Here is a 25,858-nt window from a genome sequence, read left to right on the forward strand (position 1 = left end):
TCGTCTCCACCCAATGTGGCGTTCGGTCTTACCGTCTGACTAACCAAATGGAATTAGGCGTGTGCCCTCGAATCGAAACTATGGACAGTGGCGTGCGGGCCCGTCTCGCGCCGTGGTTGCTTGCCGGCTTCGGTCTCGCTCTTGCAGCCGTGGCCGTCGTCTGGCACCTCGGTATCGAGACACAGCGCATCGGCCAGCTCGGCGGCCCCACGCTCGCACTGGCCCTCGACGGCTTGCTCCCGCTGGTGCTCGTGTATGGCAGTTACCGGCTCGTGTCATCGTCGACCCCGAGAGAGCAAATCTGGACAGTGTTTGTCTGGAGTGTCGTCGGAGGCCTCGCGGTCGGGACTCTCATCGGCCTGAGCGTTCTCATTCGCACGATAGAGGGGCGGGTGATCGCCGAGTCGGTGTTCGTCACGCTCCTGGCGATTGAGACGGGCGCTGTCACGGGCCTCACCGCGGGTACGTTCGCCATCCGGGCTCGCCAGGATGCGCGTCGTGCGACCCGAACCACGAACACGCTGTCGTTCGTCAACGACCTACTTCGACACGATATCGCAAACGGGCTGGTCGTCATCGACGGTCGGGCGACGATCCTCCAGCGCAACGCCGAGTCTGAAACAGTCGAAGCCGCGGCGGACGCGATCCGCGATCAGGTGACCGAACTCGATAGCTTAGTCGACAACGCTGGGGCCGTCGCGGAAACGCTCAGTTCGGACCCGGAGTTCGAGCCGATTGACATCGTCACTGTCGCCGAGACGGTGATTCAGGGAATCGAGCAAACACATACCGTCGCTATCGAACTCCGCGGCCCGGACAGCGCGATGGTGTACGCCAATGAGGCCACCCGGCCGATACTCCGGAACCTCCTCGAAAACGCCATCGAACACGGAACGCCGGCAGCCGCACTCCCTGCCGAGGGGACCGCGACAGACGGGTCCGCGGTACAGGGCGACGGGCAACAGATGGACACGACCCGACCGACGGCAGACGAGTCCGGCCACCCGTCGGTACTCGTCGTGATCCGTGAAACCGACGCTGTCGTCGAAACCCACATCGTTGACGACGGCCCGGGCATCCCCGACGATCAACGCGACAACATCTTCGACCCGCGGGCGGGCGACACCCACGGCGGCGGCCTCCACCTCGTCCAGACGCTCGTCGAGAGCTACGGCGGCGACATCTACCTCGCCGACGCCGTTACCGGAGTCAACGCGGCTTACCCCGGCAGCGACCTCGATGGCGCGCATTTCGTCGTCGAACTCCCGCGGGCGTGAGAGGGGTCCGCACGACCGACGTTTCTTGACTGTGGGGGGCACAGTGAGTGGTATGTTCCCTCGCCTGCGTGCCCAGGGGCCGGCCGTACTTGTCCCGCTCGCGTGGACGGTCGTGGGACTGGCCCACCGCGACGTGGTATCCGACCGAGCCGTTCTGATTTTCCACGTCGTCGCTGCCGTCCTCATCGCTGCCTTCGCCGCTCTCTCGTGGGACGAAATGGAAACAGGCGTCCTCCGGGTCTGGCGCGATATTCTGCTTGTCGGACTGCTGCTGACGGTCGGCGGCATCGTCGGCCTGCTCCATTCCCCGCTTCGGGACCCGTTCCTGACGACGACGATACTGGGGTGGATGGTCGTCCCGGGAATCGGCCTCTACTACACCGGCAAGCACGTTTCGGCAGGCCAGCGGGCGTACACGGTCGGGGCTGCGCTGAGCGTCATCGGTGCGGCGGTCTACGCCGGCGCGCTGTTTCCGGCGTCAGAATCTGCGTTACTCACCGGCATCGCGCTCGCGCTGGTCGGCCAGACGGCCGGCATTGTCCAGGCGGTTCGCCAGCCGGGTGAAACGCCGTCAGGCTAGAGCCGCGTCGAGTTTCTCTACCGGATGGGGCGGCTCGCCGTCGCTTGCCTCCCAGTCCTCTAGCTGGGTGCGACAGGACGCGCCGGGCGCGACGACGGTGTCTCCGCGGCTGTCGCCGATTTGGTCGAACAGTATCTCACCGATGGCCTTGCTCATCGAGAAGTGTTCGGCCTCGTAGCCAAACGAGCCGGCCATGCCACAGCAGCCCGAATCTAGCGGGTCGACCTCGTAGCCGGCCCGCCGGAGGACCCCGACGGCGTGGTGGTCTTTCTTCGTCGCCTTCTGGTGGCAGTGGCCGTGGTAGGTCAGCGTCTCGCCCGGCGCGTCCCAGTCGGCCCCCTCGTCAAGCCGGAAGGTGTCGAGGTACTCACAGACGCCGTAGGCGTTGGCCGCAAGCGTCTCCACGTCCTCGCCGGCGAGCAGGTCCAGATAGTCCGACTGGAACATCACGGCATCAGAGGGTTCGACCAGCACCACGTCCCAGTCCTCCTCGACTGCGGGGACGAGCGCGTCGACGTTGTCCCGCGCGGTCGCTCGGGACTGGTCCAGAAACCCCTTCGAGTGGGCCGGTCGCCCGCTGTCGGTCCGGTTAGCTAGCTGGACGTGGACGCCCGCGGCTTCGAGCACGCGGACGGCCGCTTTCCCGACCTCGGGGTGGCTGTAGTTCGTGTACGTGTCGGGGAACAACAGTGCTCGGCGCTCGGCCTCGTCGGCCGGGACCTGCGGGCCGCGCTCGTCGAACCAGTCCTGTAGCGTCGTCCGCCGGAAGCTCGGCAGCGTGCGGTCCGGGGCAATGCCCACCGCCTTCTCCAGCACTGTTCGAGCGCCCGGAACTTTGGTCGCGAGGTTCGACAGCGGCGCGAATGTGCTGCCGAGACCGGCCAGTGCGTCGACGTTGGCGAAGATTTTGTCTCGGAAACTGGAGCCGTGTTCCTGGTGGTGGGCATGGGTTACCTCCGCTTTGAGCTTCGCCATGTCGACCTCGCTCGGGCAGTCCTTCGCACAGCCCTTGCAGCCGATACAGAGGTCGAGCACCTCGTGCATGAACTCCTCGTCGGTGGGATCCTCGGGGAGGTCGCCGCTCATGGCCTGCCGGAGCATGTTCGCCCGGCCGCGGGTCGCGGTAATCTCTTCCTCGGACGCGCGGTAGGTCGGACACATGACGCCACCAGTGGTTTCCTGCGGGCCGCGACAGCCGCCACAGCCGTGACAGAGTTCGACCATCCCCTGCATCCCGTTGTCGTTGTCCCACTCCAGCGCAGTGTCGAAGCCGGCGTTGAACTCGTACTCCGGATCGAATCGGAGGTTCTCGGTCATGTCGACGGTGCGCGCCCGCTCAGGTTTCGCGCCGGACTCGACCTCGCCTGCGTCGACGCCGACGACTTGCCCGGGGTTGAGCAGCCAGTCCGGGTCGAACGTCGATTTCAGCCCCTGGAACGTCTCCCAGAGGTCCGGGCCGTAGAGCTTCTCGTTCCACTGCGTGCGGGCGCGGCCGTCGCCGTGTTCGCCAGAGACGCTGCCCCCGTATTTTACCACGAGGTCGGTCACCGCGTCGGCGATGGACTCCATCGTCTCGACGCCCTCGACCGTCTTGGTGTTGATGAGCGGGCGGATGTGGAGCACGCCGGGGCCGGCGTGGGCGTAGAAGGAGGCAAAGGTGTCGTGTTCCTCCAGAATCGCCTGAAAGTCCGCGACGTACTCCGGGAGATTTTCCGGCGGGATGGCGGTGTCTTCGATGAACGACCCGTGTTTCTCGTCGGTCGTCCGCGAGAGCAGTATTGGGAGGCCGGACTTTCGCATCTTCCAGAACTTCTCGCGTTTCGCCTCGTCGTGGGCCTCCATGGCGTCGAAGGCTCGCACTGGCGCGTCGACGGTAGTCCGGTCGTTGGTCGGCTCGGCGACCGAACCGACGCCTTCGGTTCGGTCCGCCAGCAGGTCGGCGACCTTCCGCCGGCCGCTCTCCTCGTCGTCGGCGTAGAACTCCACGATGAGGACCGCCCGGGTCCCGTTGGGGAGCATCCCGACTACGTCTTCGAATTCAGCGGTGTCCCGGGCCAGGTCGATGAGCACGTCGTCGAGCACTTCGACGGCCGCCGGGTCGTGTTCGAGGATGTCCGCAACGTCCTCCATCGCTTCGATGAGCCCCTCGTAGGCGAGCAGGGCCATCGACTTGGTCTCGGGAATCGGCTCCAGTGAGACTTCGGCCTCCGTGACGATGGCCAGCGTCCCTTCGCTGCCGGCCAGTAGCGAGGCGACGTTGACGGTGCCGTCCGCTGCGTCTTCCAGAACCCAGTCCAGATTGTACCCCGAGACATTACGCTTCAGGTCCGGGTAGTGGCTCTCGATTTCCTCGCCTTCCTCGGTGAGTATCCGCTCGATTTCGGCGTAGATGCGGGCTTCGAGGTCACCGTCTGGGTCCGCTCGGTCACGCAGTTCCTCGCGGGTGACCTCGCCGAAGGTGGTGACGGTGCCGTCCGCGAGGACGACCTCACATTCCTCGATGTAGGCGTCGGTCTTCCCGTACTGCAGGGAGTGGGCACCGGTGGAGTTGTTGCCGATAGCGCCGCCGAGCACGCTCTTGTCGCCCCACGCAGGGTCCGGCGCGAACTTCAGCCCGTGGTCGGCCAGTGCCCCGTTCAGGTCGCCGAGTTTGATGCCCGGCTGCGCTCGCGCTCGTCGGTCGTCCGGCCGAGTTTCGACGAGATCGTTCATGTACCGGGAGAAATCCAGCACGACCGCCTCGTTGACGGTCTGGCCGGCGAGGCTCGTCCCGCCGCCCCGTGGCAGGACTGGAATCTCCCGCTGGGCGCAGTAGGACATGACGGCGGCCACGTCCTCGGTCGAGCGCGGATAGACGACGCCGATGGGCAGCACCTCGTAGAGACTGGCGTCGGTCGCGTACAACTGCCGCGAGTACTCGTCGAACCGAACCTCGCCGTCGATCCGTGTCTGTAAATCGTCGACGAGGCCCGACCGGGCGACGCTGTCGTTCTGGTAGTCGTAGTTCGATACCTCGTCGGCCGACGGGTCTATCCGGGTGCCGGAATCGGTTGCCATGGTGTGTTTTCGTGTCCAGTCGCCCGGCCACCGACGGACCGGGCACTCGGCGGTTATCTGTGGCTGTTCTAGCTCTACGCCTGTCAAAATAGTTCCGTTACGGTATCCCATCACGCACTCTCGGTCCAGCCCAATGCCGACCGAGTACGGCGGTTCCGCATCCCCGTGATAGCACGTGTTACGCAACTGTTAATATCAGTACTAGCCTATATAAGGTGATTATGACACACAGCAACGACCCGTTCGAGACGATGCTCCGACTCTTCGCCCAGACGCGACGGACGATGATGGACGACAGGATAGCCGGTGAGCCGGGACGCCGGACGAGTGACAGTTCGAGACACCAGCTGAACGACAGCCCCGGACGCCGCGCCGACCGACCGACAGACACTGTCCGAAGCGGCCACGGCCGACACGGCATCGACACGAACCTTCACGTCGACGAGACCGACGACGAGTACGCCGTGATGGTCGACCTCCCGGGGTTCGAACGGGACGACCTCGTCGTTCGCTTCGAGGACGGCGTTCTCACTATTCAGGGTGAAACCGCGGTCACAGAAGACACCGACGGCGGCGCTCGCCGACACAGCCGACGGGTCGCCGAACGGGTTGCCGTTCCCGACCCCGTGGTCGACGACGACATCACCGCCACCTACCACAACGGCGTTCTCGAAATAACACTCCCGCGTGCGGACGACGCTGACGACTCGCACCGAATCGAGATCGAATAGGTCTCTCGGGTGCCTATCTGCCGTTTTTAATCCGCTATTTTCCGTTTTTACCACCTCTATAGTCCTCTTTACCGGCTCAATAGTCTCATACGGGCGCTGTCCACTGTGTGCTGTGAGGCTGTAACATGTCGGAAGCGACGTGGGACGTTCAGGACGGCGCTATCGTCGAGCGACCGCGGAACGTCAGGAAACACCCGCTGTTGGACCGAATTTACGAGCGCCACGACGAACTCATCGCCGAGCAGCTCCCGGCCGGCCGGACACTCGAAATAGCGTTCGGTCAGCACATGCACCCCCAGGCTGATATCGGGCTGGAAGGCTGGCCGTCGAACGCCGAAACCGTCCACAAGCCGGCGATAGCCGGTGATGCCCGGACGTTGCCGTTCGCCGACGATGCCTTCGACGCCGTCGTCGGTCGCCGGTTCCTCCACCACGTTCCGCCCGCCGACCGCCCCGAAATACTCAGGGAAACTGCCCGGGTTCTCCGCCCCGGCGGCCGCGTCGCCCTGCTCGAAGGGACGCCCGGGTTGTACCGGAAACTCACCAAGGGTGTTGCATTCCGGCTGGGGCTGCTGGCGGAGGACACCGATATCTACGGCCACCTCTCGGAAGACGCCGTCACTGACCTCGTATCCGAATCGTTCGAAATCGCCGAGAAACGGACGCTCGGCTCACCGTTGATGCTTGCGAGTATCTCCGAATCCGACGCGTCAGCACGGCTACTCGACCTTTATGAACGGACCCAGTTCGTCAAATGGTGGACGTTCGTGGTGGGCGAGCGCCCTGACTCCGTGGTGTGACTACAGGTCGACAGCCACACGCAGTTCGCTGTCAGTTATCGTCTCGATGCTGTCGGCAGCGACCTCGATATCGTCCTCGTCGGCGTCACCGAATCCGAGCCCCTGCACCCAGGCTTCGGTGAGGTCCGGCTCCGGTTCGATGTACGCGACCTGCTCTTCCGGGTCGACCTCGGTCACGATGCCGATCTGCTCGCCCTGTGCGTCCATGAGGAACTTCCCCTCGTCTTCTGTCGATAAAACTGCCATTTCATCTGACAGCACAGACCGCACAAAGTAATAAACGTCGGTTACGCTGACTCGGGTTGCCTGTGTCCGCCAGTTGCCGTCGGCCGACACTCGCTCTGCCCGCTAGTACCGCGAGAAGTTCTCGTCAGGGTAGACTCCGTCTTCGGTGATATCGACAACATCCAGCGTCGCCAGTCGGCTGAGGCGGTCCGCCGCGTCATCCTCGTCGACGCCCAGTTCGACCGCCCGCGCCAGCACTCGGTCTCGGCTCGGCACGGATTCGATGAAACCGTCGCTGTCCGTCTCCGTCTCCTCGGCGATGATGGCTTTCAGGATGGCTCCGTGTTCCCGCTTCGACGGCGTGGTGTTGTCGCCGGTCCAGTCCACGCTCAGCGTCCTGTCCTCGTTGACGTGGGAGACGACAAAGCCGTCCGGCAACGTCTCCGTCACCGCCGCCACCAGCGCCGCCCGGTCGAGTCGCGCCTCGAACCGAAATCGTTTGCCGTCTGTCGACTGTCCGAGGCTCCCGATGTTCGCGCCCGCGTCGACTGTCGCTTCCGCAATGGCATCTGCGAGGCGGTCCCGCACCGACGCCGCGACCGCGTCCTGCTCCTCGCTGAGGGCTGTGAGTTCGTCGGTCAGTGCCGCGTGGCGCTCCATCTGCTCGTGTGCTGGCTCCTCCGGCATACCCATGGCACGTGTCGCCACCGAATTACCTGTTCCGGCGACTGTGTCGAATCGACTCGTCGGCACTGCACGTATCGCAAGTGTCGCTCAGTCGTTCGGCGTTGCCGTCCCGCGAACGAACTCCCGAATCGGCCAGATGCCGATTGTCGGTGTCGTACACTCGGTTATCTGGAGGTGGCGTGAGGCTGCAATTGTTGGCTGGAGCCGCCGGTTGAGGTGACAGTTGCCGCCGATTCTGCGCCACAGCGGCGTCAGCAGGTCCTGACTCCGGCCGACTACCCCATCTGACCGAACGTGGTCCAGAAACCGGAACTCACCGCCGGGTCGAAGCACCCGAGCGACTTCCGCCAACATCGGCTCAATGGCCGGGACTGAACAGCAGACGCCACACTCGATGACGTAATCGAAGGTGTCGTCACTGTAGGGTAGTGTCTCCCCACGCCCACTGATCAGTGCCATCTCGACTGTACTGTCCGCGATTCGGTCCTGTGCCCGCTGCCACATTCCCGGGTCCGGTTCGACGCCGTGAAACGACGCCGTCGTCGCGGCCTCTGACTCGTAGTACGGAACCATCGGCCCAGTTCCGACACCAATTTCGAGGACCTCTCCATCCAGCCCCGCCGCCAGATACTCTCGATGCTCTGGCGCCTGATACCGCTCGAAGACCGTCTGAACGGGGTCGTACAGCGCTGCGACGACCGGATGGAATCTGATGTCATCCCCCGCCATGATCTTGTTCCGTAACTCATAGGGCTGAATAAATATGTTCGGGAACCCCACAGTTAGGTGACGCCTGGACGGAGCCAGCGAGAAGTAGGGAGTTACTACGCTTGCCGTCAGTTTGCAGGAGAAATACTGCCTCCCGGGTTGTGAACCAGAGGAAGACTTACTCCGTTCGTCTTCCAGGGTTCAAATCCGCTCGGAGCAGACTTTCCGCTCGGCGTGCTTGCCTCGCGGAAAAGATATGCCGCCTCCCGGATTTGAACCGGGGACAGCTCGATCTTCAGTCGAGTGCTCTCCCAGTCTGAGCTAAGGCGGCGCGCACTCCAAGCGACGACGAGGGTAGAAAAAAGGATTTCGAAAGCCGGCGGAGGTTGCGGTGATGCTAACTGTGAGGGCTACTTCCGGCTACGGAAGAAACAAATCCGCGCTGTCGAACGTCTTGCCACAGTCCTCGCATTCGTATTCCGTCCCGTTAGCCGTCGAGACGGTCCCGCTGCAGGCCGGACACGTCGAGCCATCTATCATGGCCTGCGGTAACACAACACTCAATAAATGTCTTTCGGGACCTGTCGGTAGAGCGTGATTATTTGCTAGATGAACCCGTGGCGCTCAGTCTCGACGCCGCGAGAAGCACAGCGGGTCCGGTTTCGTGTCCGAAGCGAAACGAGGGCTCAGGAGCGCGGTGCTCTCTCTGCGGATTCGAACCACGTCAGAAGTGGGTCCGGGCGGATTCGAACCGAAGGAAGACTCACTGCGTTCGTCTTCCAGAGTTCGAATCCGCTGTTCCACACAGACACCGCTGGCTCCTCACTTCGTTCGTCGCAGTCGGTGTCAGAAGTGGGTCCGGGCGGATTCGAACCACCGGCCTCGGCCTTGTAAAGGCCACGTCATAACCAACTAGACCACGGACCCGTATGCCACCGTTTTCCATCGGCAGGAATAACCCTTTCTCTCTCGGTCGGCAGTGGGCACCGACAGTATTACCCACGGTCTGCCCTTCACACGGAGTATGCAGCGCCCTGCCGTGATTGTTCTCGGACTCGTTGGCCTGCTCGTCGCTGCTGCTGTGGTCCTCCAGACCGGGCTCTGGGTTGAGGTGCTGGGGACCGGCGAGTACGAACAGGGCACAGTGACCATCCACGACAATACCACACCCGAGACGGCGACCCCGCTGTCATGTGATCGCTCGCCCGACGCGACGGAGGTGGTCGCCTGTTCTGACTCCCGGCAACTGGCGACTGTCTCGGTCAATATATCGTTTACCCGGAGTCAGCGGTACGTCGGACTAAGCGAGACGGAATCACTTGGCCCCGACGAGGGAATGCTGTTCGTCCATGAGGAGGAGAGCCAACACACCTACGTCATGCGGAACATGTCGTTCCCACTCGATATCATCTTCATCGACGCCAACGGGACCATCACGACCATTCACCACGCGCCGACGCCTCCAGAGGGCGAGCAGTACAGCGAGGAGTATCCGGGCTATGGCAAGTACGTCCTCGAAGTGAACCGCGGGTGGACCAACCGGACCGGCGTCGAGGTCGGTGACCGGGTCGAACTCCCGCCCGAAGTCACGTAGCCCGACGGCCTTTTGCGGATTCGGCTCCTGGGTCCGACAATGGATTTCGACGCGGGTTCGGACGACGACGTGTTCGAGGACGCCAGGGAACGCGTCGACCGGCCGATGCTCCGACTGTTCACCGACTACGGTCGGGGCCAGTGGGGTGCGTTCGTCGCCGGCCTCTTCAGTTCTATCGTGGCTCGGATGCTGGACCTGTTGCCGCCGATGCTCCTGGCGCTGGCTATCGACGCCATCTTTCTGGACGAAGCCGCCTACAGCCTCTTTCTGGTGCCCGATGCCTGGATTCCCGAGGGGCAAGGGCCACAGCTATGGCTCACGGCAGGCATCATCGCCGCATCGTTCGGTATCGGGGCTGTCTTTCACTGGAGCCGAAACTGGGGTTGGAACAAGTTCGCCCAGCACGTCCAACATTCCGTCCGCACGGACACCTACGAGACGATGCAGCGGCTGAACATGGACTTCTTCGCCGACAAGCAGACCGGCGAGATGATGTCGGTGCTGTCGAACGACGTGAACCGACTGGAGAAGTTCCTCAACGACGGCCTCAACTCCGCCTCGCGGATGATAATTATGGTCGTCGGCATCGCCGCCTACCTGTTCTACATGAACTGGCAGCTCGCGCTTGTGGCCCTGCTGCCGGTCCCGCTCATCGCCGTGTTCACCAAGCGGTTCATCGAGACCATCCAGCCCAAATACGCCGAGGTGCGGTCGACGGTCGGCAAGCTCAATTCCAGGCTGGAAAACAACCTCAGCGGCATCCAGATTATCAAGACGGCCAACACCGAACCGTACGAGGCCGACCGGGTCGAGGGCACGTCAGAAGACTATCTCGACGCCAACTGGGACGCTATCGAGACACGAATCACCTTCTTCCCCGGCCTTCGATTGGTCTCGGGCATCGGCTTCGTCGTCACGTTCATCGTCGGCGGGCTGATGGTCACCGGCCAGGCTCCCGGGCCGCTCACGGCGAGCCTCTCCCGCGGGCAGTTCGTCGCCTTCATCATCTACACCCAGCGGTTCGTCTGGCCGATGGCACAGTTCGGGCAGATAATCAACATGTATCAGCGGGCCTATGCCTCCGCCGAGCGCGTGTTCGGGCTGATGGACACCCCTGGCCGCCTCGAAGAGGCAGAGGACGCACCGCCGCTTGCCGTGACCGACGGCCGAGTTGAGTACGACGACGTGTCCTTTAGCTACGACAGCGACGACGAGCCAGTACTCTCCGATATCTCCTTCGAGGCCGACGGCGGCGAGACGGTTGCGCTCGTCGGCCCGACCGGTGCGGGGAAATCTACCGTCCTGAAGCTCCTCCTTCGAATGTACGACGTGGACTCGGGTACGGTGCGCATCGACGGCCAAAACGTTCAGGACGTACAGATACAGAGCATCCGTCGTGCAATCGGCTACGTCAGCCAGGAGACGTTCCTGTTCTACGGCACCGTCCGCGAGAACATCGCCTACGGGACGTTCGACGCCACCGACGAGGAAATCGTCGCCGCCGCGGAGGCCGCCGAGGCCGACCAGTTCGTCCGTAACCTCCCCGACGGCTACGACACGATGGTTGGCGAGCGCGGCGTCAAGCTCTCGGGCGGCCAGCGCCAGCGCATCGCCATCGCCCGCGCGATTCTGAAAGACCCGGAAATCCTGATTCTCGACGAGGCGACCAGCGACGTGGACACCGAGACTGAAATGCTCATCCAGCGGTCGCTCGATGACCTGACCGCCGACCGGACGACGTTCGCCATCGCCCACCGCCTCTCGACGGTGAAAGGCGCCGACACGATTCTCGTCGTCGAGGACGGCCGCATCGTCGAACGGGGGACCCACGACCAGCTGTTGGCCGCCGACGGCCTCTACGCCAACCTCTGGGCGGTCCAGGCCGGCGAAATCGACGAGCTCCCCGAGGAGTTCGTCGAGCGGGCGATTCAGCGACGGGCGCGGACGGATGCCGACGACTAAATCGGCGAGGACTTCGTGTCCGAGCCGTTAGTTGTCGGCAGTTGCTGATGACTGAACCGGTGAGGACGCTATGTCAGCGCCGCTTTCTGGTCGGGCGGGCACAAACGATTATTACGCATTGTCTTGTAATGCTATCACATGACAACCGCGTACCTCGCTAGCATGGCACTGATGAGCGTGCTGGTGATAGCGGTAGTAGCATGGATGGTCCGCGGGCGCGCCTGGTATCAGTACAGTCCACGAGCATCGGGGAGTAACAGATCTGCAGCGGTCGAGCGCGAGAGCAAGTCCGAAGCGCTCGCTGACCAGCCGATGGTCTGGGTCGGTGCGTTCGCCGTGCTGGTCGTCGGCCTGCTGGTCGGGGTTGTCGCGTCTATCTCCGGTCCCGTGGAGACGCAGGCGATAGCCGGACTTGCGGTCGCCGTCGCCGGCGGCGCGGTCCTCTGTGGCTACCTCCTGTTTGGCGTGTATCTGTCGGCGACTCGTCGGGGCCACCCCCGCTCGCTGGCCGTCGCCGAATCCGCGACTGTCGCCGGCATGCTCTTTCTCATCGCTGTCAGCCTCCAACTGCTGGCCTGATTTTCCCGTTGCACGCAGTTCTGTCCCGCCGGTCACAGTATCGAGTACGCCGCCGCACCAGTCAGCGCGAGCGCGGCGACGGTGCCGCCGAGGACGAGATACGTGACGGCCCGCGGTTCCCAGCGCAGGTGCTGGTAGTATGCGGCGACGCCGACGGCCTTGACCACCGACAGCACCATGATGAGCGCGAAGGCGACCCAGTAGGCGCTGTCGACGAGGCCGGCGAACTCGACGACGGCCTGGGCGGTTGCGAACGCGAACAACACGACGTATATCGCGGTGTAGCCTTTCCAGTCCATTGTTCTAGAGGATGTAAAACAGCGGGAACAGGAACAGCCAGACGATGTCGACGAAGTGCCAGTACAGGCCGAAGTACTCGATGGCCCTGTCATCGCCCTGGTAGGCCCCGTTCCAGGCCCTGACGGTCATGTACGCACAGATGATGAGCCCGATGGTGACGTGAGCGCCGTGCAGTCCCGTCGTCAGGTAGAACGTCGACGACGCGATGTTCGTCGAGAGGGTCCACCCGTTCGGGAACGACTCCGTGCTGATGTGGAACAGGTGCTGCCACTCCAGGCCCTTGTTGATGAGGAAGCCGACACCGAGCGCGAACGTTCCGACCAGTGCGGCGACGGTCCCCCGCTTGCTCTCGCGTTCGGCAGCGACCATCGCAATCACGACGAGGAAACTCGACGTGAGCAGCAGGTACGTGTTGATGAGGCCGGGCATCGTCACGTGCTCGGCGGGGATGAGGTCGTGATGCCAGGCCGTCCAGCCGTAGGCGACCCGAACGAAGGCATACGAGCCAATGAACGCGCCAAAGAGGACGATGTCGCTGGCGAGGAACGTCCACATCCCGAGTTTCATCTTCTCGACGCGCTCGAAGGGCCACCGCTCGGCGATGGCCATCTCCGGTGCGTGGAACAGCTCACGAGTCATCCCCAGCAGCGAGCCGAACGTCCCCAGACCGCCGACGGCCGCCAACGACAGGTAGAACACGCTCCCCGTCCGCACGCCCGACAGGCCGAGGAACGTGATGAACCCGGCGAGGCTGATGAGGAACGGCCAGAAGCTGGCGTGGCTGGCGTGTTCCTCGCCGCCGACCTCGTGGGCCGGTTCCATCTCGGTGGCCGTCACCGCGGCCCTCGCTGTTACCGCGCCCCCGTCCGTGGCGGTCCCGCCGTCCGTCGCGGCGTGGCCGTGCGCTGCGGCCCCGGGAGTGCTCTCGGTCCGCTCGGCAACTGTCTCGTCGTCGAGGAACTCCAGTTTGCCGGTGGCGTAGCTCGGGATGCCGGGGAAGTTCTCAAGCGGCGGCGGCGAGGACACCGCCCACTCGGCGGAGGTGGCGTACTCCCAGGGGTTCGGGCCGACATCCTCACCGCGCCAGAGACTCACGAAGAGGTTGTAGAACATGATGAGGAAACTGGCCCCGAGGATGAACCCGCCGACGGTCGCCATTGAGTGCCAGATCTGCAGGCCCTCGGGGTAGACGAACACGCGCCGGGGCGTCTCCCAGGCGATGAACATCGGGAAGTACAGCAGATTGAACCCGAGGAAGTAGACGCCGAAGTGGATCTTCCCCAGGCGCTCGTTGTACATTTTCCCCGTTATCTTCGGGTACCAGTAGTAGAGGCCGCCAAACAGCGCCGTCGCGCCCGACACCATCACGTAGTGGAAATGCGCGACGACCCAGTAGGTGCCCCGGAACTGGTAGTCCAGCACGATTGCGCCGAGGAACACGCCGGTGATGCCGCCGATGATGAACAGGATGAGCGCGCCAAGCGAGAACAGGAACGGCGTCGTGAACCGGACCCGCCCCTTCGCCATCGTGTAGATGAGCGAGAACACCATCAGGTCGAAGGGCAGCGAGATACCGATGGTCGTCGCCATGAAGATGGTCTTGATGGGGAGGTTGATGCCGGTCAGGAACATGTGGTGCATCCAGACGACGAAGCTCTGGAGCGCCACCAGCACCATCGAGATGATGAACCACTTGCGGCCGACCAGCCGGCGGCCGGTGAAGGTCTGGAAGCACTCGGCCATCACACCGAGTGCGGGGAAGAAGACGATGTACACCTCCGGATGGCCGAAGAACCAGAACAGGTGGGCCCACAACAGCGACGCCCCCGGGTTGTCGGCGTCGGTCGCCATCGTCGTCCCGTCAATGGAGTACTGGAAGTAGGTCGTCCCGAGGATGTGGTCGGAGGCGAGTATCATCAGCGCCGCGAGCAGCGCCGCGAAGGCAAACAGCATCATCCAGACGGTGAGATTGATCGACAGCGAGAAGATGGGGATGTCCCGCATCCGGAGTCCCTCGGCGCGCATGCGGTACATCGTCGTCAGGAAGTTCACTGACCCCAGCGTCACCGCGGCGGTGAACATGATGAGCGCGAGCACGACGGAGGTGGCACCCAGCCCCTCGCCGGGGATGTACGCCGGCGTGTTCAGCGGAGCGTACATCGTCCACCCGCCCGCGAAGGTGGTGCCCTGGAAGAAGGAGACGCCCATCAGGATGCCCGAGAACAGGTAGAGCCAATAGGACAGGGCGTTCAGCCGCGGGAAAGCGAGGTCGTCCGCGCCGATCTGCAGCGGGACGACATAGTTCGCGAAGCCGAAGGCGAACGGCGAGATGAACCAAAACACCATCAGCAGCCCGTGGGTCGACACCGCCTGGTTGTACCCCATCGAGCCAAGGAGATCAGCGCCCGATGATATCAGTTCGAGACGGAACAGCAGCGCCAGCACGCCGCCGAAAAGCAGGAAGAACAGCGCGGTGATGAGATACAGGACGCCGATGTCCTTGTGGTTGGTCGTGAGGAACCACCGACTGACCGACGATTTCGGCGGCAGGCCGTGTTCGTGGTCCTGACTCATGCCGGGGCACCTCCGAGGGCGGGCGCGTCAGCCGCGATTCGCTGGTCCGTTTCGGTAGCGGTCGCCGTCTCGTTGCTGCCCTCGACCGTCTCGTTCGTTCCCTCGGTTTGTGCGTACCAGTCCTCGTACTCGTCCTGTGGCATCACGGTCACCTCAGTCGTCATCAGCGAGTGGCCGCTGCCACACAGTTCGTAGCACTTGGCGGTGTAGGTCCCCGTCTCGTTGGCCGTGAACCAGGCTGAGGTGTACTGGCCCGGGACGGCGTCAGTTTTGACCCGTAATTCCGGTATCCCGAAGTTGTGGAACACGTCCGTCGAGGTCACCTGTAATCTGACCACCCGGTCCTGTGGCACGTAGAGCGTGTTGGTCGTGTGCCCGTTCGGGTAGATGAAATCCCAGCCGAAGCGGTACCCCTCCACGTCGATTTCGAGCGCGTCAGTCTGTGCTGGGTCCGGTCCCTGCTCGATGTACAGCAACTGCGAGTACGTCCAGGCGATCAGCGACACGACGATGACGGCACTGATGCTAAAGGAGTAGAACACCTTCCGCCCGCCGGAGCCGCCGGTCGGCTTCTCGCCCATCTGTGGGCGCTCGACCTTGTCCGCGTACGGGTCCGACTCGCCGCCGTCGTCGCGGTACTTGAGCGCGTGGTACATCGTGTACGCCACGACGACAACTCCGACTGCCGTCCCCAGCAGGAGAAACACCTCGAATATCTGGTCGAATACCGCGCTGGGTGCCCTAACATCCCCGCCATGCAAGGGGAACACAGCCACGGTAAGTGCCAACATGTTTCCCGCCATTTCCTTCATGATTCTTTCCACCCTGTAATAGGTATTGCGGACAGATTTCTGACATACTACCTTCTCGTCCCTAACGTGTGCGGGAACCTTTTTACCCACTGGTATGTTATAACACAGCATGGAAGATACATCATCCGGCGTCGAGGATCCCCCGATCAACGACGAGGGCCTCACCGATGTCGAGGAGTTCGACAGTCTCGCAGGCATCTTGGCCGACGGCGTCGTCGGCGCGGCCGGCGGCCTGGTTGGGACAGCGATGATGACCGTCGTCTTCCTCATCGCGCAATCGCTGGGCGCGTTCAACCTCGATGACTTCGCCATCCTCACCGAACTCGTCGGCCTGACCGGCTACGTTCCCGAGGTGCTGTTTGGTTTCTTCATCTTCCTCGGGGGCGGGATGTTCCCGTGGCCGTTGCTGTTCGCTTCGCTGAAGGCGTATCTCCCGGGCCAGTCGGACCACATTAGCGGGGCTTTCTTCGGTGGCGCGATGTGGACCGGGTTCGTGTTGGCCTTCTACACCGGCCAGTCCGGGCTGACGCTGGTGTTGTACGTGGTGCTGACGCTCGTGGCTCACGTCGTCTACGGGATCGGCCTCGGAGCGGTCTTCAACTACTTCTCGACGCGCCCGGACTCAATCGTCTGAGACGGACTGTCGTATGCGAGCGAACCGGCTCACAGTCGCCTTTCGAGAGATTGTCACTTGGTCAGAAGTCAGACGCTATCCTGTCCTGTTTCTGCAGCCTTTCACAACAGAACCGATAGGCTCGCGGAACGAACGCCGCTGGACGACGCGAGCGACGCGCTGGCGGCGGTACTTCGGGTACGTACCGACCGACGAGCGATCAGGCCTCGGCTTCCGCGTCGGCGTCGCCGTCCGCTTCGGCGTCCGCGCCGTCTTCGCCCTCGAACGCTTCGAGTGTGCTGCGCAGTTGCGGAATCGTCGACGTGAGGTCACCGACCTGCTCACGGGCGTCCTCGACATCTTCGATGAGGTCCGCGATGGTCTCGATCTCCTCGGCGAGGTCGTCGGCGTCCTCGAAGGCGTCGGCGCGTTCGCCCATCGTGTACCACTTCTTCGCGTCCCGCAGGTGCTCCTCGGCGTCCCCGACATCAAGCGCCGTTTTGAGTGCGTTCAGGACACCGAGCGTGTTGTCGGCCTCCACGTCCCAGACCGAATCGGCTTCGGGGAGCGCGTCGCGGGCCTTCGCGAGCGAGTCCTCGACATCCGTTCGCATCTCGTTTGCGGCCTCGCCGAACAGTTCGTCGTCGTCCAGACTTGACTGACTCATACGGAACCGTTGGCGCGGTGAGGGATTAAAAGCCCGCCTGAAAGTGAAAGTAAAACCGCAGGACGTGACGGGGTGGCAATTCTCGAAACCGAAAAGCCGTTGTCGTTACTCGGCCCGGATGTCCGAGCGGACTTCGGGAATCGGGTCCATGTCAGCGTCGATGTCACCCAGCACGAGCATCGCATAGTACCGCAGGAACGTCGCCAGCGGGACCTGGATCAGCGCACTGGCGACCATCAGGACCAGCAGTCCCAGCAGCCCGACAATGCCGGCCAAGACCACGCCGACAGTGTTCTGGAGCGCGAGATACAGCGCAACCGCAACGAGACCGAACGGGATTAGAACGGCTATGAATGCGATGATACCGAGGATCGCGCTGACGATACCGACACCGATCTGGAGGACGATGGAAAAAAACAGGTAGGCGAGGTACTGTTTCGGCGCGCTTTTCATCGACCCCCAGAGCCGCGACCAGCCGGCGAGGACGCCGTCCTCGTCCGCCGTCATCAGCGGGACGACGAAAACCGTCGTAAAGCCGTAGACAATACCGTAGCTTATCGCGAGCACTGCGAACACGGCGATGAACAGGCCCGACAGCGCGAAGAGGCTCGACGTGCCGATGTTCGCGGCCTCGCCGCCGAGCGCCAGGAAGAACACGGCCGCACCGATCACGAACGCAACGCCGAGCCAGATAACGCCGAGTGCGAGTCGGAACAGGAACAGCCGGAGTCCGTTCCCGACGTGGTCGCTGAAATACCGACGGACGTGGATCTCGCGGTCGATGAGCGCCTGGGTCAACACGAACTCCATGAAATTACTCAGGATACCGTAGGCGAGCGCGAGCAGGATGAATAGGCCAATAACGGCGAACAGGAGGAGTCCGGCTCCGGCGAGCACTTCCTCTGGAGCGCCGGCTGGGACATTGGGGCCGGAGACTTGCGAGGCGAGGTCTCCTGGCAGGGAGGCCACCGTTTCGAGTGGGGCGGCCAGCTGGAACTCGCTTCCAGGGCCGCTGGGACCGCCGTCGCCAGTGAAATCCCCGAAGTTGCTGAACGACTGGACGTTGTTCAGTCCGACACCACCGCCACCGATGAAGAACACGACAAACGCCATTCGGAGCCACGTTCCCTTCTCGAAGGGGAACAGGAACGACTTCGTCGCGTCGATAGCGTCGTCTATGTCGTCGACTGCGTGGAGGGCCATGTCGGAAGCCTCACAGCCACCTCTGGTAAAATTTTCGGGGCTGTGGCAGAGATTCAGGCTGCCCTCCAGCCATTCACTCCTGCACCGCGTCGACTTGCATCAGCGGGTAACCGTCGTCCATCGCCATGCTCGTCTCGACCGTGACGCCCTCGTACTCGATGACCATCTCGACCTCGATGAGCCGGCCGGTCAGCTCCGTGTAGTCCGCGCCCGCTTCGGCGATAGCGGCTTCCAGCGCCTCCGTCCGGACGCTGACGGTCACGTCCTCACAGAAGGGCTGGTTCTCGATGGCCTCCTCCATTGCCGCCGCGAGCGAGTCGGCACTGGCCGGGCTAATCGGCGTCCCGGCGAACTGGTGATACAGCGATCCGAACTTGATGCCCGCCTCGAAACACGCCTGCTGTGGGGTTGTGGGGTCCATACAATCGGCTCGGCTGGGCGACAGAAAAGCGAACCGCAAGCTACCTATTGGGGGCGACGTATCCTCTCATACGAATGGACGACCCGGTTCTACTCACCGGCGCTGGCGGCGCTGTCGGGGCGGCCATCCTCGAAGGCCTCGAGGACGCCTACGAGTGGAAGCTTATGTTCCACAGCCCACCCGCCGAGGAGCCCGACCACGAGTACCTCATCGGGGACGTATCAAGCGAGGGCGACGTGGCTGCGGCGATGGACGGCGTCGGCGCTGTCATCCACCTGGCCGGCGACCCTCGGCCGGAGGCCCCCTGGGACTCCGTCCTCACGAACAACATCGACGGCACGCAGAAGATGTACGAGGCCGCCATCGACGAGGGCGTCGAGAAGTTCGTCTTCGCCTCCTCGAACCACGCCGTCGGTGCCTTCGAAACGGACGAGCGCACGCCCGAGATGTATCGCCCGGACGACCAGTACCGCCTCGACGGGTCGGAACTCCCCCGCCCTGGCAACCTCTACGGCGTCTCGAAAGCCACCGGTGAAGTGCTGGGCCGCTACTACCACGACCAGCACGGGCTCTCCGTCTGCAACATCCGCATTGGCAACCTCACGCGGGGTCACCCACCCATCGACTACGAGCGCGGCCAGGCGATGTGGCTCTCCTACCGTGACTGCGCCCACATCCACGACTGCGCGCTCCAGGCCGACTACGAATACGAGATCGTCTACGGCATCTCCGACAACGACCGCAAGTACTACTCCATCGAGCGCGCCAAGGAAGTGCTTGGCTACGAGCCAATGGACAACTCCGCGCACTTCGAGGGCGAGGAGCGGGTCGCGGAACCGGACGCGTAACCTGAGCTGGTCTTAGTCAGAAGCGTCGAATAGGCCCCGCACGTCGTCGTCTTTCTGCTGTTCCAGTTCGACGTGGTCCCGGAGCCGCTGATACACGACCGGGCGCTGGTCGCGCTCGCGCACGAACGAAAACAGCATCCCGACGAACTGCGACCCGCCGGCGGTGTCGATCTCTTTGCGTGCGTACCCGACAGCAGCGTCGATGACGGACTCGTCGTAGCGGCCGTCTTCTGCCAGCACCTCGGCGGCGACCGCTGTCGCATCGAGGTCGAGGTCGTCGTACCCAACGGCCTCTCCTCCGTGGGTCAGTGTTGGTGGGTCGCCCTCCGCTGCACGGTGCGGGTCAGCCGCCGTCGCCGCGAGGAACGACCGCACCTCGGCCAGGGCCACGCCGCGGTAGGGGTCAGACAGGCCATCGAGGTACTCCGTCGCGCTCTCGGCCAACCCCTGCGCGCCCGACCAGTTCTCCTCGCTGGCGTGGTGAACGACCGCTGTGAACTGGATGAGGCCGTGCAGGAACCGCTCGTCGTCGCCAGAATCGAGATCCAGCCAGTATTCCTCCCACGCGTCGTGGGCGGCGTGGTAGCGCCCCGCGTTGTACACTGCGATACCGGCACGGAGATAGTCGCGCACACGGTGGGTTGGGTACGGTATCGGAAAACCACATCGGCGTTTCGCCTTGTCCGCGTTCAGTGTCGGTAGATACGGCTCCCAGCCCTGACTGCTCGCTGTCGCTCGCGGGGTCGCTTCGAGAGAATTACGTCCGGACGGAGTTCCACGCGAGCAAAGCGAGCGTGGAGCTCGCCGGTCGTGAACGAAGTGAACGTCCGGACGGCGATTTGAACGCGCCGAGAAATGCTCGCTTCGCTGCGCGTTCCTCGTCTGCTCAAATCTCCGCGTCGAGTTTCGCCGACACCTGTCGCTCGCGGTTTGGTGTCGGCAGAAACGTCCGGACGGAGATTTGAACTCCGGTCCCTGGCTCCGCAAGCCAAGAGGATAGTCCACTACCCTATCCGGACTCATCTCCAGAGAGGGTGGTGCTTCTAAAAAGGGTGACGGTTCGCGTGCCGTCACGCGGTGGGTCGACATACCTCGCTGCAAGGCGCGTTTGAGTCATCGCAACTGCCATGCAAGTGGCCGACAGCAGGTCGGGTATGAAGCGCCGACGGTTCCTGCAGTGTGGCGGTTTCGCCGGAGCAGCAGCCGTCGCCGGCTGTCTCGGTACCGGCCCCGGCAACGAGGAATCGCCCACGGACGGCGCGGGCGAGGCTCCGGGTGTCACCGAGACCGCATTCAGCGTCACTAAGCGGACCGCCGGCACCCAGGCGAATACGGCGACCGTCTCGTTCGACGGAGCGCGGGTCGTTGTCGAGGGCACCATCTGGGGCGCGAACGGGTGTAAGACGGCCGAACTGACCGATGCAGTGTACGATGCCGACGCCGACGAACTGACTGTTGCCGTCGGGACCACGGACATGCCGGACGCCGGCGACATGTGCACGCAGGCGGTTATGGAAATCAACTATCGGGCCGTCGTAACTCTTGCAAACGGACGCCCGGGCACTGTGGTCGTTACTCACGACAGCGGTGACGGCCCGACGGACGTGGCGACGGCGACGCGCTGACGGGTCGTCCGGCCGTGACTGCCGCGGTAGGTCGACACGACGAACCGGCACCTCCTGTGGACGAGGATTTATAACCGATCCCGGGACCATTGCGAATCGATGGACGAAACGACACCGAAATCACCAGACAGCGCCCGCTCGTCCGCACAACGACAACGCTTAAGCGCGCCACAGCCCAGCATCCCATAGATAGATGGGTGCGATAGAGGACATTTACGAGGACTTAGAGACGGACGTCTCCGAGGAGGAGTTCCGCGAGGCCGTCGAGGAGAAGGTCGAGCAGATGGGTGGGCTCGCCGACGAGGAGACGGCCGCGATGCTGTTGGCCCACGAACTCAACGAGAACGAGGTCAACGCCATCGCCGATATCGAACCCGGGATGAACGAGGTGAAGTTCCTCGCCAAAGTGATGGCCATCGGCGACCTGAAGACCTTCGAACGCGATGACGAGGACGAGGATGGTCGGGTCATCAACGTCGAGGCCGCCGACGAGAGCGGCAGCGTCAGGCTCGCCTTCTGGGACGGTCAGGCCGTCGACATCGACGAGGGGCAACTGGAGGTCGGCGACGTGCTCCGGGTGAAGGGTCGGCCCAAAGACGGCTACAACGGGCTGGAGGTATCCGTCGACAAGGCGGAGCCGGACGAGGACGCCACAATCGACGTGGAGCCGGGCGCCGGCTCCTCTATCGACGCGCTGACGATGGGCCAGTCCGACGTATCGTTGCGCGGGCTCGTCCTCGACACCGACTCGATACGGACCTTCGACCGCGACGACGGCAGCGAGGGCCGCGTTTCGAACCTGACGCTTGGCGACGAGACAGGACGTATCCGAGTGACGCTGTGGGACGACCGGGCCGACCGCGCGGAGGAACTCGACGCGGGCGCGGCCGTCGAGATCGTCGACGGCTACGTCCGGGAGCGGGACGGCTCGCTGGAACTCCACGTCGGCGATCAGGGGGCCGTCGACGAAGTCGAGGACGACGTGGCCTTCGAGCCCGACGCCGACCCCATCGCGGAGGTCGAGATCGACGAGACGGTCGACATCGCCGGCGTCGTCCGCTCGGCCGACCCCAAGCGGACGTTCGACCGCGACGACGGCAGCGAGGGACAGGTCCGGAACGTCCGCATTCAGGACGCGACGGGCGACATCCGGGTGGCGCTGTGGGGCGACAAGGCGGACAAGGACATCGCGCCGGGCGACGAAGTGCTTGCGGCCGATGTCGAAATCCAGGACGGCTGGCAGGACGATCTGGAGGCCTCAGCCAGTTGGAACTCCACCATCGTCGTGCTTGACGACGGCGCGGACCTGGCGACTGGTGGCGTAGGCGGGGGAGCCAGCGCCGAGTCGACCGACGCCGAACACGCCGGCCTGTCCTCCTTCGGTGATGGTGCAGATAACACTGACAGCAGCGGCGACGAGGCGGCCGCTGTCAGCGCTGGCAGCGACGATACTTCTTCGGAGGGGAGCGCACAGAGCGCCGGCCAGCAGGTAGAGTTCACGGGCACCGTCGTCCAGACCGGTGATCCTGTGGTGCTTGACGACGGCGAGCAGACGATGAGCGTCGAGACCGGCGAGCGCGTCCAGTTAGGCCAGGAGATCACGGTCCGCGGTGAGCTCCGCGAGGACCGGCTTCACGCTGAGGACGTGTTCTGAGTCGGCGAGCGACGCTACGGAAACTCTTAAGACCGCAACACTCCCGGGTTTGGGTATGAGTGTCGAGCTACCGTTCGCACCGGTGGATGCTGTCATTCGGCGGAACGCGGACGGACTCCGGGTGAGTGCCGACGCTGCGGAGGAACTGGCTCGTCGAATACAGGACCACGGCGCCTCCCTGGCCGTCACGGCAGCCACGGAGGCCACCACCGATGGACGGAAGACGCTGATGCCGGCTGATTTCGGCATCGAGCAGGTCCCGGAAAAGGACGGCCTCGAACTCCCCGTCGCCCCCGTCGACCGGATCGCGCGGCTCGACATCGACGACGACTACCGCGTCGCGATGGACGCCCGCGTCGCCCTCGCGTCTATCCTCGAAACGTACGCCGACGAGACGGCCGCCGCGGCCGCCACGTTGGCTCGTCACGCTGACCGCCGGACGATCAAGGCAGCTGACGTAGAAACGTACTTCGAACTCGAACAGTACTACTGAATGAACTTCGGCTACCGCGAGGTCTGTCTGGACCACGACACCGGGCCGCGACATCCGGAGAGTCCTGACAGACTTCGAGCGATACGGCGCGCGCTCAAGGAACACCACAGCGTCGAGTACGTTGCCGCCAACGACGCCGACATCGACCTCGTGCGCGAGGTCCACGACACCGACTACATCGACGAGTTCCGGGAATTCTGTGATGACGGGGGCGGGAACTGGGATGCTGACACCGTCGCTGTCGAGGAAACGTGGGACGCCGCGCTCGCGTCGGCCGGCCTCTCGGTCTGGGCGGCGGAAGCCGCGCTTGATGGCAACGCCGGCCGCGATACGCCGTTCGCCCTCGGACGGCCGCCGGGCCATCACGCTGTCGGTGACGACGCCATGGGCTTTTGCTTCATCAACAACGCGGCTGTCGCCGCACAGGCCGCCCTCGACGCTGACGCCGAGCGCGTCGCGATCTTCGACTGGGATGTCCACCACGGGAACGGCACACAGGACATCTTCTATGATCGATCGGACGTGTTCTACGCCTCGATACACGAAGACGGGCTGTACCCCGGCACCGGCGACATTTCGGAGACCGGCACGGGCGATGCCGACGGCACGACCCTCAACGTGAAGTACAAACCGGGGGCTGACACCGCCGACTATCTCGCCGCCATCGACGAGTGCATCGCGCCGGCGATCCGCGACTACGCCCCCGATCTGCTGCTTGTCAGTGCCGGGTTCGACGCCCACGAACACGATCCGATCTCACGAATGCGCGTCTCGACGGAGGGGTACGGGGCGATGACCGACCGCATGCGCTCGCTCGCGGACGCCTGTGGCGCTGCGCTCGGATTCGTGCTCGAAGGTGGCTACGGATTGGACACGCTCGCGGATTCGATTACGACCGTCCACGAGGTGTTCGACGGCTACCAGCCCATGGAGCCGGACGACGATGTCAGCGACGACGCCCGCGATGTCCTCGATGAACTCGCCGCTCAGGGCTTCGGGTCGAAATAGTCGGCCAAGTCGCCGCCGAAGCCGGTAGCAAGTGCCGCAAGCTCTGTCCCGACCAGCACCTCGTAGCCATTTTCCAGTGCCGATTCGATCCGCGGCCCCAGTCCCACGTCGAAGACAGCGTCGCTGGACAGAAACTCGACGGCTGTGGTGACTGTCCGGGGCCGCTCGACGACGTAGCGGTCCCCGTCGATGAAGGGGCCGGCCACCTCGGGGTTGTCGTCGTACTTCTCGAAAAACCCGCTCGCGTGTTCGCGGACGTGGACCGGCGGCCCTTCGTGACGCTCGATGGCCGGTCGCTCGGCGACGGCGAATTCGAGCAGGAGGACGGCGTCGCGCTGTGCCGGCAGTTCGCCGTCGCCACCGGCCGGTACACCGTCGATATTCCGGCTCTTGCGTTCTATGCCGCTGTCCTCGACGAACGCAGCCGACCGTAGCACCTCGAAGCCACGACGGTCGAGTTCACTGCAAAGCCCATCGAGGGACTTCCGGAGCTGGGGCCAGAGCTGGTCGTCAACGATGTCCGGAGCCGCGAAGCGAAGTGCAACTGGCGTCGTGTTCCGCTGGGACACCGCGGCTTCGATGTCCGCCGGCGAGAACGGGTCCGGCTCGCGCTCGGTGAACAGCGACGCCCGCGGCTCGGCGAGCAGGTCCCGTGCGTAGTGCTGGAGCGTGGCGACGTTCGCGGCGGACAACACCGCCGCGACATTGCGCTCGGGGTCCGTCGGGTCGATGACGACCAGCGGGTCGTCGAACGTCTCGGTCCCGTGATCTTCGGGGTCCAGCCGAACCGGCGGGTGCCAGTCCGCGACCGCCTCAACGAACGCCTGGAAGCCGCTGTACTCCAGCACCAGCAGCTCCGTCAGGTAGCCGGAGAATCCGCGGGTCCGGAGGTCGCTCCCGTAGACACCGATACCCTTCAAGAACTGCTTTGCCACCCGCACCTCGCCCGCGCTGTCGTCGTCCAGCCGCTCCTGCAGATATCTTGTGTGAAACGGCGTCCGGTCGACTGCAGACTGGATCTCGGTAGCGTCCGTGACGGCGTAACAGGGCACTAGATCCACGGCGTACCCCTCGCGCTCGCCGACGACGTATGGGTGTTCGGCGTACTCCTCACGCCCCTCGGGCAAGACCTCGTGACCGACTGTCAGGCCGTACTCCTCCAATGCTTCGCGGTCGAGTGACGGCGGAAAACAGACGAACACGTCCACGTCCCGGTCACCGGCGGTCCACGTGCCTCTGGCTGTGGACCCGACCTGGATGACTTCGGCGTCGACCGGCAGATCGGCGACAGCCGCTTCGGCGTCGGCAATCACCGCGTCGGCGACCCGTTGTAACTGCGCTCGCTCGTCGTCAGTGGGCGAGACCCGCGCTCGCACTTCGTCGACGACGGCATCGAACTCCTCGCTCATACCGCCGATTATGCACAAGTGCGTGAAAGCG

General features: G+C 64.0%; 26 protein-coding genes and 3 tRNA genes. 13 read left to right on the forward strand and 16 right to left on the reverse strand.

Annotation, left to right across the window (positions count from 1 at the left end):
- Positions 1-80 precede the first annotated feature (80 nt).
- Both Harman_RS09770 and Harman_RS09775 read left to right on the forward strand, forming a co-directional pair.
- Entirely contained in the window at positions 81-1,277 is a 1,197-nt protein-coding gene (locus tag Harman_RS09770; RefSeq protein ID WP_137683597.1) for an ATP-binding protein, read from the forward strand.
- Positions 1,278-1,329: 52 nt separating this feature from the next.
- On the forward strand, positions 1,330-1,857 hold the full coding sequence (locus Harman_RS09775; RefSeq protein WP_137683598.1) for a hypothetical protein: 528 nt from the start codon (positions 1,330-1,332) through the stop codon (positions 1,855-1,857).
- Here Harman_RS09775 and Harman_RS09780 read toward each other — a convergent pair.
- Positions 1,849-4,914, reverse strand: coding sequence for an FAD-binding and (Fe-S)-binding domain-containing protein (locus tag Harman_RS09780; RefSeq protein WP_137683599.1), 3,066 nt, complete (start codon positions 4,912-4,914; stop codon positions 1,849-1,851). The two genes, Harman_RS09775 and Harman_RS09780, sit on opposite strands and share 9 nt — an antisense overlap.
- Positions 4,915-5,135: 221 nt before the next feature.
- Here Harman_RS09780 and Harman_RS09785 point away from each other — a divergent pair, with 221 nt between their 5' ends.
- Positions 5,136-5,645: an Hsp20/alpha crystallin family protein gene (locus Harman_RS09785; RefSeq protein ID WP_137683600.1), complete on the forward strand. Its 510-nt coding sequence runs from the start codon at positions 5,136-5,138 to the stop codon at positions 5,643-5,645.
- A gap of 125 nt (positions 5,646-5,770) precedes the next feature.
- The gene (locus tag Harman_RS09790; protein WP_137683601.1) at positions 5,771-6,445 is read left to right on the forward strand and encodes a class I SAM-dependent methyltransferase; all 675 of its coding nucleotides are present in this window, start codon (positions 5,771-5,773) and stop codon (positions 6,443-6,445) included.
- Here Harman_RS09790 and Harman_RS09795 read toward each other — a convergent pair whose 3' ends face one another.
- The 5 genes from Harman_RS09795 to Harman_RS09815 form a co-directional block, all read right to left on the reverse strand.
- The gene (locus Harman_RS09795) at positions 6,446-6,691 is read right to left on the reverse strand and encodes a hypothetical protein (protein WP_137683602.1); all 246 of its coding nucleotides are present in this window, start codon (positions 6,689-6,691) and stop codon (positions 6,446-6,448) included.
- Between the two features lie 102 nt (positions 6,692-6,793).
- Positions 6,794-7,363, reverse strand: coding sequence for a hypothetical protein (locus Harman_RS09800; protein ID WP_137683766.1), 570 nt, complete (start codon positions 7,361-7,363; stop codon positions 6,794-6,796).
- Positions 7,364-7,444: 81 nt separating this feature from the next.
- A complete protein-coding gene (locus tag Harman_RS09805) occupies positions 7,445-8,086 on the reverse strand; it encodes a class I SAM-dependent methyltransferase (RefSeq protein ID WP_137683603.1) in 642 nt (213 codons plus the stop codon).
- A gap of 236 nt (positions 8,087-8,322) precedes the next feature.
- A tRNA-Phe gene (locus Harman_RS09810) sits at positions 8,323-8,396 on the reverse strand.
- Between the two features lie 522 nt (positions 8,397-8,918).
- Positions 8,919-8,992: transfer RNA gene (locus Harman_RS09815), tRNA-Val, on the reverse strand.
- Between the two features lie 97 nt (positions 8,993-9,089).
- Here Harman_RS09815 and Harman_RS09820 point away from each other — a divergent pair.
- The 3 genes from Harman_RS09820 (at position 9,090) to Harman_RS09830 (ending at position 12,200) form a co-directional block, all read left to right on the forward strand.
- On the forward strand, positions 9,090-9,659 hold the full coding sequence (locus Harman_RS09820) for a DUF192 domain-containing protein (protein ID WP_137683604.1): 570 nt from the start codon (positions 9,090-9,092) through the stop codon (positions 9,657-9,659).
- Between the two features lie 39 nt (positions 9,660-9,698).
- Entirely contained in the window at positions 9,699-11,621 is a 1,923-nt protein-coding gene (locus tag Harman_RS09825) for an ABC transporter ATP-binding protein (RefSeq protein ID WP_137683605.1), read from the forward strand.
- Positions 11,622-11,759: 138 nt separating this feature from the next.
- On the forward strand, positions 11,760-12,200 hold the full coding sequence (locus Harman_RS09830; protein ID WP_137683606.1) for a hypothetical protein: 441 nt from the start codon (positions 11,760-11,762) through the stop codon (positions 12,198-12,200).
- Positions 12,201-12,232: 32 nt separating this feature from the next.
- Here the strand turns inward: Harman_RS09830 and Harman_RS09835 are convergent, their stop codons facing one another.
- From Harman_RS09835 to coxB, 3 genes are read right to left on the reverse strand one after another with little or no spacing between them, the layout of a single operon-like run.
- A complete protein-coding gene (locus tag Harman_RS09835; RefSeq protein WP_137683607.1) occupies positions 12,233-12,499 on the reverse strand; it encodes a cytochrome C oxidase subunit IV family protein in 267 nt (88 codons plus the stop codon).
- Positions 12,500-12,503: 4 nt separating this feature from the next.
- Positions 12,504-15,074 carry a cbb3-type cytochrome c oxidase subunit I gene (locus Harman_RS09840; RefSeq protein ID WP_137683608.1) on the reverse strand — a complete coding sequence of 857 codons (2,571 nt, stop codon included), beginning with the start codon at positions 15,072-15,074 and terminating at the stop codon, positions 12,504-12,506.
- Positions 15,071-15,886 (reverse strand): cytochrome c oxidase subunit II, encoded by an 816-nt coding sequence (gene coxB, locus Harman_RS09845; protein ID WP_394347816.1) that lies wholly within the window; start codon positions 15,884-15,886, stop codon positions 15,071-15,073. Before coxB ends, Harman_RS09840 begins: the two co-directional genes overlap by 4 nt.
- Before the next feature lie 109 nt (positions 15,887-15,995).
- On the opposite strand from coxB, the gene Harman_RS09850 reads away from it, so the two are divergent.
- The gene (locus Harman_RS09850) at positions 15,996-16,520 is read left to right on the forward strand and encodes a DUF6789 family protein (RefSeq protein WP_137683610.1); all 525 of its coding nucleotides are present in this window, start codon (positions 15,996-15,998) and stop codon (positions 16,518-16,520) included.
- 199 nt (positions 16,521-16,719) lie between these two features.
- Here the strand turns inward: Harman_RS09850 and Harman_RS09855 are convergent, their stop codons facing one another.
- The 3 genes from Harman_RS09855 to Harman_RS09865 all read right to left on the reverse strand — a co-directional run bounded on the left by Harman_RS09855 (position 16,720) and on the right by Harman_RS09865 (position 18,790).
- Positions 16,720-17,166 (reverse strand): DUF5790 family protein, encoded by a 447-nt coding sequence (locus Harman_RS09855; RefSeq protein WP_137683611.1) that lies wholly within the window; start codon positions 17,164-17,166, stop codon positions 16,720-16,722.
- A 105-nt stretch (positions 17,167-17,271) separates the two neighbouring features.
- Positions 17,272-18,369 (reverse strand): DUF7544 domain-containing protein, encoded by a 1,098-nt coding sequence (locus Harman_RS09860; RefSeq protein WP_137683612.1) that lies wholly within the window; start codon positions 18,367-18,369, stop codon positions 17,272-17,274.
- Between the two features lie 73 nt (positions 18,370-18,442).
- A complete protein-coding gene (locus Harman_RS09865; RefSeq protein WP_137683613.1) occupies positions 18,443-18,790 on the reverse strand; it encodes a dihydroneopterin aldolase family protein in 348 nt (115 codons plus the stop codon).
- A 74-nt stretch (positions 18,791-18,864) separates the two neighbouring features.
- Between Harman_RS09865 and azf the strand changes: the two genes are divergently transcribed.
- Positions 18,865-19,638: an NAD-dependent glucose-6-phosphate dehydrogenase Azf gene (gene azf / locus Harman_RS09870; RefSeq protein ID WP_137683614.1), complete on the forward strand. Its 774-nt coding sequence runs from the start codon at positions 18,865-18,867 to the stop codon at positions 19,636-19,638.
- A gap of 12 nt (positions 19,639-19,650) precedes the next feature.
- On the opposite strand, the gene Harman_RS09875 is transcribed toward azf, so the two are convergent.
- From Harman_RS09875 to Harman_RS09885, 3 genes are all read right to left on the reverse strand, one after another.
- Complete coding sequence (locus Harman_RS09875) at positions 19,651-20,271, reverse strand: DUF309 domain-containing protein (RefSeq protein WP_137683615.1); 621 nt, start codon at positions 20,269-20,271, stop codon at positions 19,651-19,653.
- A gap of 56 nt (positions 20,272-20,327) precedes the next feature.
- Positions 20,328-20,528: a hypothetical protein gene (locus tag Harman_RS09880; RefSeq protein WP_137683616.1), complete on the reverse strand. Its 201-nt coding sequence runs from the start codon at positions 20,526-20,528 to the stop codon at positions 20,328-20,330.
- Positions 20,529-20,584: 56 nt separating this feature from the next.
- Positions 20,585-20,657: transfer RNA gene (locus Harman_RS09885), tRNA-Arg, on the reverse strand.
- A 135-nt stretch (positions 20,658-20,792) separates the two neighbouring features.
- On the opposite strand from Harman_RS09885, the gene Harman_RS21745 reads away from it, so the two are divergent.
- The 4 genes from Harman_RS21745 (at position 20,793) to Harman_RS09905 (ending at position 24,418) form a co-directional block, all read left to right on the forward strand.
- Positions 20,793-21,263, forward strand: coding sequence for a hypothetical protein (locus Harman_RS21745; protein WP_235007186.1), 471 nt, complete (start codon positions 20,793-20,795; stop codon positions 21,261-21,263).
- Between the two features lie 193 nt (positions 21,264-21,456).
- On the forward strand, positions 21,457-22,917 hold the full coding sequence (locus tag Harman_RS09895; protein WP_137683617.1) for a single-stranded DNA binding protein: 1,461 nt from the start codon (positions 21,457-21,459) through the stop codon (positions 22,915-22,917).
- Between the two features lie 55 nt (positions 22,918-22,972).
- Positions 22,973-23,410 (forward strand): histone, encoded by a 438-nt coding sequence (locus tag Harman_RS09900; RefSeq protein WP_137683618.1) that lies wholly within the window; start codon positions 22,973-22,975, stop codon positions 23,408-23,410.
- Positions 23,411-24,418 (forward strand): histone deacetylase family protein, encoded by a 1,008-nt coding sequence (locus tag Harman_RS09905; protein WP_137683619.1) that lies wholly within the window; start codon positions 23,411-23,413, stop codon positions 24,416-24,418.
- Here the strand turns inward: Harman_RS09905 and cca are convergent.
- Positions 24,397-25,827, reverse strand: a complete 1,431-nt coding sequence (cca, locus tag Harman_RS09910; protein ID WP_137683620.1) for a CCA tRNA nucleotidyltransferase — start codon at positions 25,825-25,827, stop codon at positions 24,397-24,399. The two genes, Harman_RS09905 and cca, sit on opposite strands and share 22 nt — an antisense overlap.
- Positions 25,828-25,858 lie beyond the last annotated feature (31 nt).

Origin of the sequence: Haloarcula mannanilytica (genome assembly GCF_005406125.1) — an archaeon.
Lineage (GTDB): Archaea > Halobacteriota > Halobacteria > Halobacteriales > Haloarculaceae > Haloarcula > Haloarcula mannanilytica.